Origin of the sequence: Arthrobacter sp. BL-252-APC-1A, from assembly GCF_009696625.1 — a bacterium.
In the GTDB taxonomy this organism is placed as follows: Bacteria; Actinomycetota; Actinomycetes; order Actinomycetales; family Micrococcaceae; genus Arthrobacter_B.
Window position 1 is genome coordinate 178,665 of sequence record NZ_VULS01000003.1, and the last position, 12,295, is coordinate 190,959.

General features: G+C 66.6%; 11 protein-coding genes. 6 read left to right on the forward strand and 5 right to left on the reverse strand.

The features are described 5' to 3' along the window. The first annotated feature begins 3 nt into the window (after positions 1-3). Both FYJ28_RS06050 and FYJ28_RS06055 read left to right on the forward strand, forming a co-directional pair. Positions 4-1,497, forward strand: coding sequence for a gamma-aminobutyraldehyde dehydrogenase (locus tag FYJ28_RS06050; protein WP_154578628.1), 1,494 nt, complete (start codon positions 4-6; stop codon positions 1,495-1,497). Positions 1,498-1,542: 45 nt separating this feature from the next. Then, positions 1,543-2,523, forward strand: a complete 981-nt coding sequence (locus tag FYJ28_RS06055; RefSeq protein ID WP_154578629.1) for a nitrilase-related carbon-nitrogen hydrolase — start codon at positions 1,543-1,545, stop codon at positions 2,521-2,523. On the opposite strand, the gene FYJ28_RS06060 is transcribed toward FYJ28_RS06055, so the two are convergent. The 3 genes from FYJ28_RS06060 to FYJ28_RS06070 form a co-directional block, all read right to left on the reverse strand. Then, positions 2,520-3,482 carry an L-lactate dehydrogenase gene (locus FYJ28_RS06060; protein WP_154578630.1) on the reverse strand — a complete coding sequence of 321 codons (963 nt, stop codon included), beginning with the start codon at positions 3,480-3,482 and terminating at the stop codon, positions 2,520-2,522. The two genes, FYJ28_RS06055 and FYJ28_RS06060, sit on opposite strands and share 4 nt — an antisense overlap. An 89-nt stretch (positions 3,483-3,571) precedes the next feature. After that, positions 3,572-4,258 (reverse strand): GntR family transcriptional regulator, encoded by a 687-nt coding sequence (locus FYJ28_RS06065; protein ID WP_154578631.1) that lies wholly within the window; start codon positions 4,256-4,258, stop codon positions 3,572-3,574. Continuing rightward, a complete protein-coding gene (locus FYJ28_RS06070; protein WP_154578632.1) occupies positions 4,242-6,059 on the reverse strand; it encodes a gamma-glutamyltransferase family protein in 1,818 nt (605 codons plus the stop codon). Before FYJ28_RS06070 ends, FYJ28_RS06065 begins: the two co-directional genes overlap by 17 nt. A 120-nt stretch (positions 6,060-6,179) precedes the next feature. Here FYJ28_RS06070 and FYJ28_RS06075 point away from each other — a divergent pair, with 120 nt between their 5' ends. The 3 genes from FYJ28_RS06075 (at position 6,180) to FYJ28_RS06085 (ending at position 9,371) form a co-directional block, all read left to right on the forward strand. Further along, complete coding sequence (locus tag FYJ28_RS06075; protein WP_154578633.1) at positions 6,180-6,875, forward strand: YoaK family protein; 696 nt, start codon at positions 6,180-6,182, stop codon at positions 6,873-6,875. 109 nt (positions 6,876-6,984) lie between these two features. Next, positions 6,985-7,524 (forward strand): GNAT family N-acetyltransferase, encoded by a 540-nt coding sequence (locus tag FYJ28_RS06080; RefSeq protein ID WP_154578634.1) that lies wholly within the window; start codon positions 6,985-6,987, stop codon positions 7,522-7,524. Between the two features lie 110 nt (positions 7,525-7,634). Continuing rightward, positions 7,635-9,371 carry an L-lactate permease gene (locus FYJ28_RS06085; RefSeq protein ID WP_154578635.1) on the forward strand — a complete coding sequence of 579 codons (1,737 nt, stop codon included), beginning with the start codon at positions 7,635-7,637 and terminating at the stop codon, positions 9,369-9,371. A gap of 108 nt (positions 9,372-9,479) precedes the next feature. Here FYJ28_RS06085 and FYJ28_RS06090 read toward each other — a convergent pair whose 3' ends face one another. Then, entirely contained in the window at positions 9,480-10,289 is an 810-nt protein-coding gene (locus tag FYJ28_RS06090; protein WP_195840609.1) for an HpcH/HpaI aldolase family protein, read from the reverse strand. Continuing rightward, positions 10,274-11,059, reverse strand: a complete 786-nt coding sequence (gene hpaH / locus FYJ28_RS06095) for a 2-oxo-hept-4-ene-1,7-dioate hydratase (protein WP_326831543.1) — start codon at positions 11,057-11,059, stop codon at positions 10,274-10,276. The genes FYJ28_RS06090 and hpaH overlap by 16 nt, the downstream gene beginning before the upstream one ends. A gap of 126 nt (positions 11,060-11,185) precedes the next feature. On the opposite strand from hpaH, the gene FYJ28_RS06100 reads away from it, so the two are divergent. Continuing rightward, positions 11,186-12,286, forward strand: coding sequence for an alpha/beta hydrolase (locus FYJ28_RS06100; RefSeq protein ID WP_154578637.1), 1,101 nt, complete (start codon positions 11,186-11,188; stop codon positions 12,284-12,286). Positions 12,287-12,295: the final 9 nt, after the last annotated feature.

Genomic DNA, 12,295 nt, shown 5'->3' on the forward strand with positions numbered 1-12,295 from the left:
GAAATGCACCAGTTTTCCGAAGGACACCTCTTCATCAACGGCAGTTACCGGCAGGGCCGCGGCGATGAAGCCAAGCGGATCAACCCCGCCACCGGCGACGTTGCCGAGACCCTGCGCTACGCGGACGCCTCCGATGTGGACGACGCCGTTGCCGCGGCCAAGGCGGCCTTCACCGGCTGGTCCAGGCGCACGCCCGGCGAGCGTGCCGAAGCCCTCCTGGCACTGGCAGCGGAACTGGACAAGCGCTCGGACCTGCTGGCTGAGCTGGAAACCGCCCAGACCGGCAAGTCCATCCGGATGTCCACGCAGTTCGACGTACCCGGCACCGTGGACAACGTCTCCTTCTTCGCGGGGGCCGCGCGCCAGCTCCACGGCCTCGCCGCCGGCGACTACGGTGCCGGCGGAACTTCGATGATCCGCCGCGAACCGATCGGCGTCATTGGCTCCATTTCCCCCTGGAACTACCCCCTGCAGATGGCCGGCTGGAAGATCCTCCCCGCCGTAGCCGCCGGCAACACGATTGTGCTCAAGCCCAGCGAGCTCACCCCGGCCACCTCGCTCGTTTTCGCTGAGGCTGCTGCAGCAGCGGGCATTCCGGACGGCGTCATCAACATCGTCACCGGTTCCGGACCGGTGGCAGGCGAGGCCCTGGTGACCCACCGGGACGTTGCCATGACCTCCTTCACCGGTTCCACCGCCGTCGGACGCCGGATCATGGCCATGGCCGCACAGACCGCCAAGCGTGTGCACCTGGAGCTTGGCGGCAAGGCACCGTTCCTCGTATTCGACGACGCCGACCTCGAGGCAGCCGCCCACGGCGCCGTCGCAGGCTCGATCATCAACGGCGGGCAGGACTGCACCGCCGCCACCCGCGCATACATCCAGGCTCCCCTGTTCGAAGCGTTCACCGAGCGGGTCGCGGAGCTCATGGACGCCGTCGTCGTTGGGGATCCCACTGACCCGGACACCGACCTGGGGTCGCTGATCAGCCATGCCCACCGGGACAAGGTTGCCGGATTCGTGAACCGGGCGCGCGAATCAGGTGCCCGGATCCTGGCCGGCGGCGAAGCCCCCGGCGGAGACCTGGCCGCAGGCGCGTACTACCGCCCGACGCTGGTCACCGGAGCTGCGCAGGACTCCGAGATTGTGCAGGACGAGATTTTCGGCCCGGTCCTTACTGCCCTGCCGTTCGGATCCGACGACGAAGGCCTTGCCCTGGCCAACGACACCCCGTACGGCCTGGCTGCTTCAGCCTGGACCCGGGACCTGAACCGCTCGCTGCGTGCAAGCGAAGAGATCGCTGCCGGATGCGTGTGGGTGAACGACCACATTCCGATCGTTTCCGAGATGCCGCACGGCGGCTACAAGGCATCCGGCTTCGGCAAGGACATGTCCGTGTACTCCTTCGAGGAATACACCAACGTCAAGCACGTAATGATGAGCCGCGACGCTGCCGCCCACAAGGAATGGCAGGACACGGTGTTCAAGGAGCGCTGACCCTCCCCAAGCCAGCGCAAAGGCCCCTCTTCCTGGAGGTTTCAAATGATAGAAATCACCCGTACCGGTGCGCTGCGCTCACCGGCCGCTGCCCGGGCGAGCACCCGTGAGACCCTGCGTGTGGGGGTGGTCCAGCACCGCTGGCAGCCGGACCCGGAGGCACTGAAGGCAGAACTCAATGACGGAATAGCCCGTGCCGCAGACCAGGGAGCCGCCGCCGTCTTCCTGCCCGAGCTCACGCTTTCCCGCTACCCGGCTGACACCCTGCCGGACGGCCCGGCGGCGGCGCTGGCGGAAGACCTCACCGGCGGCCCGACCTTCGCTTTTGCAGCGGAGGCCGCCCGCCGGCACGAGGTCTGTGTCCACGCTTCCCTGTACGAACGCGACGACGCGCCGGACGGGCTGGGGCTGAACACCGCGATCCTGGTTTCGCCGGAGGGAGAGCTGCTGGGCCGGACACGCAAGCTGCACATTCCCGGCACCGAGGGGTACCACGAAAAGCAGTACTTCCGCCCCGGGCCGGATTCGGGCGACGCGTACCAGGTTCACGCGGTGGCAGAGCTCGACGGCGCCAAACTTGGCCTGCCGACCTGCTGGGACCAGTGGTTCCCCGAAGTTGCCCGCGTCTATTCCCTGGGCGGGGCCGAGGTGCTGGTCTACCCTACGGCGATCGGGTCTGAACCGGATTTCCCGGACTTCGACACACAGCCGCTGTGGCAGAAGGTCATCGTGGGCAACGCGATCGCCAACGCCTTGTTTATGGTGGTGCCCAACCGCTGGGGCAATGAGGGAAACCTGACGTTCTACGGATCGTCCTTCATCTGCGACCCGTACGGCAGGATCCTGGTCCAGGCGCCCCGGGACGAATCGGCGGTCCTGGTGGCTGACCTGGATCTGGACCAGCGCTCTCACTGGCTGGAACTTTTTCCGTTCCTGCAGACCCGCCGCCCGGAAACCTACGGGGCGCTCACCCACGCTTCAGAACCGGCAGAGCATCCGCTGCAGATGGCCCGCGACCGGGTCTAGATTCCCAGGGCTGCCAGGTTTTGCTTCAGGGTGTCCGCCGAGTCCTGCAGCAGCTGGGTCTCCCGTTCGTCCAGCGGCATTTCCAGCATCTTGTAGACGCCGCCGGATCCAACAATCGACGGCAGTGACAGCGCGACGCCGGAGATCCCATGGACGCCGCGGAGCATCGCCGAGACGGGCAGCACCGCGTTCTCTGCCTGGAAAACTGCCTCCACGATCCGGGTACCGGCCAGGCCGATGGCGTAGTTGGTGGCGCCCTTTCCCTCAATGACCTTGTAGGCGGCGTTGACGACGTCGTCCGTGATGGAATCGAGCACCTCATCGGTGAAGACCTGGCGCCCGCTGATGGTCCATTCCCGAATCGGAACCGGGCCGATCGTTGCACTGGACCAGACCGGGAATTCGCTGTCCCCGTGCTCTCCGATAATCGTTGCGTGGACGCTGGTCATCAGGACATGTGCTGTCCGTGCGACCAACAGGCGCAGCCGGGAAGTGTCCAGCACGGTCCCGGAGGAGAAAATGCGGTTGGGCGGAAGTCCGGTGATCTTCTGCGCCGCCACGGTCAGGATGTCGCAGGGGTTGGTCACCAGGATGTAGACGGCCTCCGGTGCCTGCTCCATCAAAGCAGGCATCAGCGTTTCCATGATCCGCACGTTTGCCCCTGCCAGGTCCAGCCGGCTCTGGCCGGGTTTCTGCCGTGCGCCGGCGGTCACCACGATCACGTCTGCCCCGGCGAGGGCTTCCATCCGGCCGCCCCCGGTCACTGTGTTGGCACCGGTGAACTGCGTGCCGTGGGAGAGGTCCAGTGCCTCAGCCTCAGCCCGGGTTCCGTCAATGTCATAGATGACTATTTCCCTGGCGGCCTCGCGGATCAGGGACGCGTAGGCCATCGCCGTGCCCACGCTGCCCGCCCCTACGATCCCTAGCCTGGTAACCGGCCTGGTGGTGATGTTGACCATGACTTAAAGCCCCGCTCACAGTAGGAGGATCCCCCTACAGGCACTATAGGACCAGCCCCGGCGGCGGCGGAACGGTTGCAGGCGCCCGATCAGCTTCCGTCCGCGAAACGGCTGAGCCAGGACTGCCGGGACCGCTGGATATGGTCCCGCATCAGCTGCTCCGCCCCGCGCGCATCTCCGGCGTCGACGGCAGCCAGGATGGGGCGGTGCTCGCTCCAGGAGTCCCGGCCGCGGAAACCGACGTCGGAGGCGTAGAGCCATTCAATCTTGCCGGCGAGCTGGGCCAGCAGTGCCTGGAGGGACACACTGCCGGCCAGCTCCGCGATCCCGCGGTGGAAAGCCAGGTTCAGTTCAGGGAGCTCGGCCAGCCTCCCGTCCGCAGCGGCCGAGTCACCGGCCGCAAGGATTTCTCCAAGACGCCGGCGGGTTTCCCACCAGGCCGGGTCCGGGGTGCCGGAGGCTGCCTGCCGGGCGGACCGCTCGGCAGCGCGCCGCGCGGTTGCACCTTCCACTGTCTCCCGGACGGCGAACAGGTCTCCCGCTTCATCCGGGTCCAGCCGGGCCACCCTGGACCCGGCGTAGGGCCGTGACTCAACGAAGCCCTCGGCTGCCAGGGCACGGAGCGCCTCCCGCACCGGAACCCGCGAGGAACCGTACCGTGCCGCGAGCGCGGCTTCGGTAATCTTGGCCCCGGGCACCAGTTCACCGCGGATGATGTCCCGGCGGATGCGGTCGCTTATGGCCGGTTCCGGCGCAGGATCAACGGCCGGCGGCATAACCCTGTGCCCCGCGGGGGTTCGCCGCTGCCATCAGTACGCCGGTCTGCGGATCGCGCACGACGGCGGAAAGGCGGCCCAGTGCCCAGTCCCCTGCCCGCGTCACCGCATGGCCGCGGTCAGCCAGGGCCTCAATGACTTCGGTACCAAGCCGGTCTTCCACTACAGCCCCGCCGGGAGTCCAGGTGCGAGGCCAGAAGGACCCAGGAAGTGACGTGGTGTGGAAGGCCGGGGCGTCGATGGCCTGCTGCGGGGTGTAGCCGCCCACGATTGTTCGCAGCAGGTACAGCAGCTGCCACTGGTCCTGCTGGTCTCCGCCGGGCGAACCGAGGGCGGCGACGGGATTGCCGTCCTTCAGGACCAGCGTGGGAGTCAGCGTGGTGCGGGGCCGCCTGCCGGGCTGCAGGGTGGACGGCGCTCCGTCTTCCAGCCAGGTCATCTGCAGGCGGGTGCCCAGGCAGAAACCGAGTTCCGGAATGGTCGGGGAGGACTGAAGCCAGCCGCCTGACGGGGTCACGGAGACCATGTTGCCCCAGCGGTCCACCACGTCTACATGGCAGGTATCCCCGCGGGTTTCTCCGGTGGGTGAAACCGTCGGTTCGCCCGTCCCGTCACCCAGCCCGGCGGCGTCGTTCCCCGCCAGCGCCGGCGGCACGTATTCGGTGCGCAGCGGCGGCACGAAGGGCGTGTGGCCGGGAACGTCCCCGGGCCGGAATTCGTGGGAGGCAAGCGGCGTCATCTGTTCGCGGCGCCTGGCGGCGTATTCCTCGCTGAGCAGGTAATCCAGCGGCACATGGCTGTCCCCGTAGTAGGCCTCCCGGTCCGCGATTGCCAGTTTCTGCGCTTCGAGAATGGTGTGGACACCCAGCTCCGTCGAGGGATCGAGGTACTCATCGGGGAAGCCGTCGAGGATGGCCAGTGTCTGAAGCAGGGCAGGGCCCTGGCCCCAGGGGCCGGTCTTCGCAATGGTGTAGCCGCGGAATTCGAAGGTGACGGCCGGTTCATAGCCTGCTTCGGAACCGGCAAAGTCCGACGCCGTAATGACCCCGGCGTGGTTGGTTCCGGACGAGTGCCGGTGCGGGATTCCGGCGAAGTCCGCTGCCGCCTGAGCGACGAAGCCCGTGCTCCATTCGCGGCGGGCTGCGTCGATGCGTTCTTCACGGTTGGCGCCCTCCCCGCCTGCAGCGGCGAGGCGCTGCAGCACCGCGGCGTAGGCGGGATTGGTGACGAGTTCCCCTTCGGCCGGCGGACGGCCTTCGGGCATCCACAATACTGCGGAAGTCGGCCAGTGCTCCCGGAAGAGTTCCGCGACCTGTCCGACGGTCCGGCCAACCTGGGCCAGGACCGGATGCCCGACACGGGCATACCCCTCGGCATAGGCCAGCACATCGGCCAGTTCCCAGGTGCCGTGGTCACGAAGCAGCAGCAGCCAGGCATCGACGGCGGCCGGAACGGCAGCAGCCAGCGCACCCGACCCGGGTACCAGTTCCAGTCCCTCGGAAAGGAAGTGTTCCCTGGTGGCAGCTTTCGGCGCTGCACCCTGTCCCATCAGCACCACCGGTTCTGCCGGGTTCTCCGCGGTGGCAAAAACACCGGTCAGGTCTCCACCCGGTCCGTTGAGGTGGGGTTCCACCACGTGCAGGACGAAGCCTGCTGCTACCGCGGCGTCGAACGCGTTTCCACCGCGTTCCAGCACCGACTGCGCCGCAGCAGTAGCCAGCCAGTGGGTGGAGGCGCTCATTCCGAACGTTCCCTGGAGGGTGGGCCTGGTGGTAAACGTGCCGGGAGCAGTGAAGGACATGGCTTCGCTTTCGTTGGATGCGGTGGCGATGCGACGCGTATGAACTCAAATTGAATACAAAACCCACGTCTCAGTCTGTTTCGTATACATTAGGCGGGATTGCCGAGGAAAGGGAAGCCGATGAAACGCCTCAATTCCGTGCCCACCGACCGGGTGCATCTGTGGTTGATGCTGGCGCTGACTTTCTCCACCGGGGTGATCGACGCCGTTGGCTACCTGGGCCTGGACAACGTCTTTACCGGGAACATGACCGGCAACGTAGTGCTGCTGGGCATGGCCTTCGCCGGCGGGGCTGACCTGCCGGTGCTCCGTCCAGCCCTGGCGCTGCTGTTCTTTATGCTCGGCGCGGCCCTGGCCGGACGCATGCTGCGCCGGGGGCCGGAAGGGTGGTCCGGGCGGGTATCGGCGGCGCTGATGGTGGTGGCGTCCGGGATCACTGCCCTTGCCGTCTTCACCGCCGTGGTGGACGTGCAGGCGGACGAGGTCCTGGGCAGCATCACCACCTCTTCCATGGCCACGCTGATGGGCATCCAGGCCGCTACCGCCAAACGGCTGAAGGTTGCCGAGGTCACCACCGTTGTTGTCACCTCCACCATCACCGGGCTGGCAGCTGATTCGCGGCTGGCGGGCGGGGACGGGAAGTTCTGGGCCCGCCGGGCACTGGCGATCGCCCTGATCCTGGCCGGGGCCGTTGCCGGTGCTGCCGCCCTGAACGTAGGTCTCTGGCTGGGGCTGGCGTTCTCCGCCCTGATTTCCACGTCGGTGGCCGTGTTCGGGTACGTCCGCCACCAGCGCGAGCGCCGCGCCCTGGCCTAACCGCCGAAAGGGCAGAAACGGCTCGAATGGGGCGCCAAAAGAGCCGTTTCTGCCCTCTCGGGTAAAGAGCAGCGGGGCAGAGGGACCGCCGGGCGCTACAGTAGTGGCCATGCTGGAGCAGAACGCCGGGGACTGGTCTCCCGTGCGCACGCAGCGGCTGCTGCTGTGCAGACCGGAAGCGCGGGATGAGGCCGCGGCAGTCGACCTGCACACAGACCCGCGGACCAACGTGCACCACCCCGTGCCGTCCAGCGTCACCCGGGCGTCATCCGCCCGGACCTTCCACGAAATCCGGCAGCACTGGTACCGGCACGGCTTCGGGGTCTGGGCCGTATTCGACCCGGATGACCGGGGGACGCTGATCGGTTTCACGGGTGTCTCCCACCGCGTGGTCCGGGGCCGGCCCGCACTGAACCTGTACTACCGCTATTCCCCCGCAGTGTGGGGCCAGGGCCTGGCCACTGAAGGCGCACTTGAAGCAGTCCGGCTGGCCGAAGAGCTGCTGCCCGGACTCCCCGTGGTGGCGTACACCTCCGTGGACAACATTGGCTCCCAGCGCACAGCCCTGGCCGCAGGCCTTGAACGCCGGGAAGACCTTGATGTGGACCGCGGGGCGTATCTGGACCTCTATCTCGCCAAGGGCTGGTAGGGCTCCTACTCTGGAGTCAGCGCCTTTTCCGTTCTTCCCGACGCCAGTCTCCGGCCCGCAGCGCCGCACTTGGCAGCGCCGGCCCCGGCAGCAGCGGCACGGAGGTCCTTATGGAGAGCTTCACCCCGGCCACTGACGCAGTGGGATCATCCATCACACTGTCGGCGCTGCTGGCGCTGGTTCCGCTGCTGGTCTTCTTTGTCCTGCTTGCCTTCGTCAAGAGGAAGGCGTACGTCGCCGGGGCGTGGGCGCTGCTCGCTGCGCTGGTAGTCGCCGTCGCCGGTTTTGGCATGCCCGTGGGGCTTGCCGTCCTCTCGGCCACGCAGGGAGCGGCGTTTGGCCTGTTCCCGGTGGTCTGGATCATCGTCATGGCCGTCTGGCTGTACCAGGTCACCGTGCGCAGCGGACGGTTTGAGGACCTTCGCCGGGTCTTTGACGCTGTGGGCGGCGGGGACCTGCGGGTTCAGGCCATCCTGGTCGCCTTCTGCTTCGGCGGTTTGCTGGAGGCGCTTGCCGGGTTCGGCGCACCGGTGGCCATCACCGTGACCATGCTCCTGGCGCTGGGCATAGCCCCCGTCCGCGCCGCCACGGCCGTGCTGATCGCCAACACGGCACCGGTCGCCTTTGGCGCACTGGCCATTCCAATTACGACGGCGGCAAACCTCACCAGTTACACCGGGGACGAGATCGGGGCCGTCGTCGGACGCCAGACACCGCTGCTCGCATTCATCATTCCCCTGGTGCTGCTCTTTATCCTCGACGGGCGCCGCGGGCTGCGGGACTGCTGGCCGGTGGCGCTCTTCACCGGAATCGTCTTCTCTGTGTTCCAGTTCCTGTGCTCAAACTTTTTCTCCTATGAGCTCACGGACATTGTCGCGTCCCTGGTGGCGCTCGTGGCCGCCGTCGGATTCCTCCGCGTCTGGCATCCCCGCGGCGGTAAGGCGGCGGCGGAGCGGATGCAGGGCGAGCTGGCAGCGGCGAAGGCCGAAGGGTGGACGTCAGCCGGCGGCGGAAACACCCCGGTGGGAAGCGCAGCGACGGACACGGCGACTGACCGTCTGACCCCCTCCCGGGCCTGGATGGCACTCTTTCCCTATGTCCTGGTAATCGTGATCTTCGGCTTCGTGAACCTTTGGACGCTGGGCCTAAACGTGCCCGAAGCGCTGGCCAGGACCACCATCAGGATTCCCTGGCCGTGGCTGCACGACGCGCTGCTTGACGCAGACGGCGAGCGCGTTTCTTCCACGGTTTACAACTTCGAATGGCTGGTCACCCCGGGAACCCTGCTGCTGATCAGCGGCCTGATCGTCGCGGTCGTGTATTCCCGTTTCAACGACCATGGCCGGTATCCGCTCAGTGTAGGCGGGGCCCTGCAGGAAATCTGGCTGACTGCCAGACGGATGACGTCTGCGGCACTGACCATCCTGGCCGTGCTGGCCCTGGCCTATGTCATGAACTTTTCCGGGCAGACCATCTCGATCGGCACCTGGCTGGCAGGCACCGGAGCGTTCTTCGCGTTCCTCTCCCCCGTGCTTGGCTGGATCGGTACCGCGGTAACGGGTTCCGATACCTCGGCCAACGCATTGTTCGCCCGCCTGCAGGAGACGGCCGGCGCGGCCGCCGGACTGGATCCCAAACTCATGGTCGCCGCGAATACCGGAGGCGGAGTGATGGGCAAGCTCATTTCCCCGCAGAACCTGGCCATCGCTGCCGCAGCGGTGAACATGAGCGGCCGCGAATCCGTGCTGCTGCGCAAGGTCTTCGGCTGGAGCGTGGCGCTGCTGCTGGCGCTGTGCGTGATCGTCTTCCTGCAGTCCACGCCGGTGCTGGGCTGGATGCTTCCCTAGGCTTCCTTCGGCGGTTTCGTCTCCAGCCATGCGCCGAGAGGACACTTGCGGCTGCTTTCAGAGCTGAAACGAGCCGCGACTGTCCTCTCGGCGGTATGACCGGTACAGCTAGTAGCTCGCGGGCGTGTCCCCGGTCCCCTCAGGAAGATACTTGGCCGCGAGCGCCTCAGAGGCGCGGGCAAGCATGGCGACGTCGGCGCCCACGGCAATGTAGTCCGCTCCGGCGTCGAGGTAGCGGCGGGCCGTCGCCTCGACGAACGCGTTTACGCCCACCGGCACACCGAGCTCCCTGGCGGTCCGGATACAGTGCTCGACGGCGGAAGTTACCTCCGGATGGTCCTGCTGCCCAAGGTGGCCCATGGAAGCTGCCAGGTCCGACGGTCCAATGAAGATGCCGTCCACGCCGTCGGTGCCGGCGATCTGTGCCACGTTGGCCACTGCTTCTGCGGATTCGACCTGCACCAGCAACGTGATGGTTTCCTCAGCGCGGTTCAGGTACCCCTCAATCCGGTTCCAGCGTGAACCGCGGGCCAGTGCACTGCCCACGCCGCGCACACCGCGGGGCGGATACCGGACGGCAGCGACGGCCTGCGCGGCCTGCTCTGCGTTGTCCACCATGGGGACAATCAGGTTCTGGACCCCGAGGTCCAGGTACTGCTTGATCATCACGGTGTCGTTGGCCGGCACCCGGACCACCGGGTGGATCGGGTACCCGGCCACAACCTGCAGCTGGGTACTGATGGATTCAAGGGAGTTGAGGCTGTGTTCGCCGTCGATCAGCAGCCAGTCAAAGCCTGAACCGGCGCAGATTTCGGCTACGAGCGGGTTTCCGGTGCAGGCCCACATTCCCACCTGGGCCCGTTTTCCGCCGCCGAGGACGGTCTTGAAGTCTGCCGCGGGTTCTACTCGAAACGGCATGTCACTGATCCCAGCTGTCCGTAGTCTGCATGGACGGTATCACCCTTGTGCACCCACATGGGACGGGTGAAGGAACCGGCCAGGATGATTTCCCCGGCGCCGAGGCTGGCACCGTGGGCGGCGATCTTGTTCGCCAGCCAGTAGACGCCTGCGGCGGGATGATTCAGCACCCCTGCGGCCACGCCGGTCTCCTCGATGGTCTGGTTCTTGTAGAGCAGCGCGGAGATCCACCGGAGGTCGACGTCGTCCACCTTGACCGGGCGCCCGCCCACCACCATCGCGCCCATCGCGGCATTGTCCGCGATGGTGTCCACAATCGTGCGGCCTTCCATCTCAATCCGGGAATCAAGAATTTCAAGGGCCGGAACCACGTACTCGGTGGCGTCCAGGACATCGAAAATGGTGCAGTTCGGTCCGGAGAGCGGCTTGCCAAGCACAAAGGCGAGCTCAACTTCGATCCGCGGATGCGTGTAGGCATCCCACTGAACAGTGCAGCCGTTTTCGAGGACCATGTTGTCGAAAATGACGCCGTAATCCGGTTCGGTGATCCCGGTGGCAGCCTGCATGGCCTTGGAGGTCAGACCGATTTTCCGGCCCGCCAGCTTCCGCCCCTGCTCCTGCATGCGCCGGCTCCACAGTTCCTGAACGGCGTAGGAGTCCTCCACTGTCATCTCCGGATACCGCGCGGTCAGCCGGGGCACGGGCGTGCGGCTGGCACCGGCGGCCACCAGCTCGTCGGCGATCTTCTCTATGGTCTGTTTCTCGAGCACGCTAACTGCACCACTTTCGGGGGAGGCACTGGGTCCGATCCATACGGTTGAAATGGATTGTATATGATCCTCGACACATTCCCGTCGAATACGAACCGCCCCGCAGCACTGCATTAAGCTGGGGCTGTGCCGAACTTCCGTGCCAGCAGACTGCGCCCCGCTCCGGCGGCAGCGGTGGCAGCAACATTGACCGCTGCAGCCGCCGGGACTGTCCTGGCGGTGACCCCGTGGCCGGCTGCCCTCCTGATCCGAGGCGTTTTCCACCGGGGCGCGCGGCAGCTCATCGACCAGATGAAGCCATGGTCCCCCCAGGTGCCTGAGCACCGGAACATCAAATACCAGGCCGACGGCGGTGCCCGGCGCCTGGACATCTATCTGCCTCCCGGGCACACGGCAGAAACTCCCGCACCGGTCGTTTTCTGGGTTCACGGAGGCGCCTGGATTTCCGGCTCACGGCGGGACGTAGCCCCCTATCTGCGGATGCTGGCCGCCCGGGGATTCGCCGCCGTCGGCGTTGACTATTCAGTGGCGCCGGGCAGCATCTATCCGCGGGCACTGCAGGAATTGAATCAGGCCGTGCAGTACCTCAGGGACAACGCCGGGGACTACGGACTGGATATGGACCGTGTGGTCCTTGCCGGAGACTCCGCCGGAGCACAGCTCGCAGCGCAGCTGGCGGCAGCGGTGTCCTCCCCCGGGTACGCGTCAGAGCTCGGGATCTCCCCCGGACTGTCCGGACCGCAGCTGCGCGGCGCACTGCTGCACTGCGGTGTCTACGACCTGGAGGCCATGGGAAAGCTCACCGGCATCCTGGGCTGGGGCTTCCGCACGGCGCTGTGGGCCTACATCGGAAAACGCCGGTTCAGCGAAACTCCCGCTGCGGAGCAAATGTCCGTGATTTCCCATGCCACAGCCGCATTTCCGCCGGCATTCATCAGCGGCGGCAACGGTGACGGGCTCACCGCCGCGCAGTCAGTGCCCTTCGCGGACCGGCTGGAGAGCCTTGGCGTCGCGGTCACCCGCAGCTTCTGGCCGCAGGATCTCTCCCCCGCGCTGCCGCACGAAGCCCAGTTCCAGTTCTCCAGGCCGGAAGCACGCGCCGTGCTCGATGAAACAGCAGACTTCCTGAATACCGTGCTGCACGTCCGCCCGTCCAGCGCCACGGCAGAGAGCCCTGCTGGCAGCACCACCGACTACGTCCAACCAGCCGAGCGGCCTACCGCCTAGCCAACCTTC

Excerpts from the sequence above, each read along its gene's own strand:
- FYJ28_RS06050 (WP_154578628.1), top strand. The coding sequence starts at position 4 with ATGCACCAGTTTTCCGAAGGACACCTCTTCATCAACGGCAGTTACCGG.
- FYJ28_RS06055 (WP_154578629.1), top strand. The coding sequence starts at position 1,543 with ATGATAGAAATCACCCGTACCGGTGCGCTGCGCTCACCGGCCGCTGCC.
- FYJ28_RS06060 (WP_154578630.1), bottom strand. The coding sequence starts at position 3,482 with ATGGTCAACATCACCACCAGGCCGGTTACCAGGCTAGGGATCGTAGGG.
- FYJ28_RS06065 (WP_154578631.1), bottom strand. The coding sequence starts at position 4,258 with ATGCCGCCGGCCGTTGATCCTGCGCCGGAACCGGCCATAAGCGACCGC.
- FYJ28_RS06070 (WP_154578632.1), bottom strand. The coding sequence starts at position 6,059 with ATGTCCTTCACTGCTCCCGGCACGTTTACCACCAGGCCCACCCTCCAG.
- FYJ28_RS06075 (WP_154578633.1), top strand. The coding sequence starts at position 6,180 with ATGAAACGCCTCAATTCCGTGCCCACCGACCGGGTGCATCTGTGGTTG.
- FYJ28_RS06080 (WP_154578634.1), top strand. The coding sequence starts at position 6,985 with ATGCTGGAGCAGAACGCCGGGGACTGGTCTCCCGTGCGCACGCAGCGG.
- FYJ28_RS06085 (WP_154578635.1), top strand. The coding sequence starts at position 7,635 with ATGGAGAGCTTCACCCCGGCCACTGACGCAGTGGGATCATCCATCACA.
- FYJ28_RS06090 (WP_195840609.1), bottom strand. The coding sequence starts at position 10,289 with ATGCCGTTTCGAGTAGAACCCGCGGCAGACTTCAAGACCGTCCTCGGC.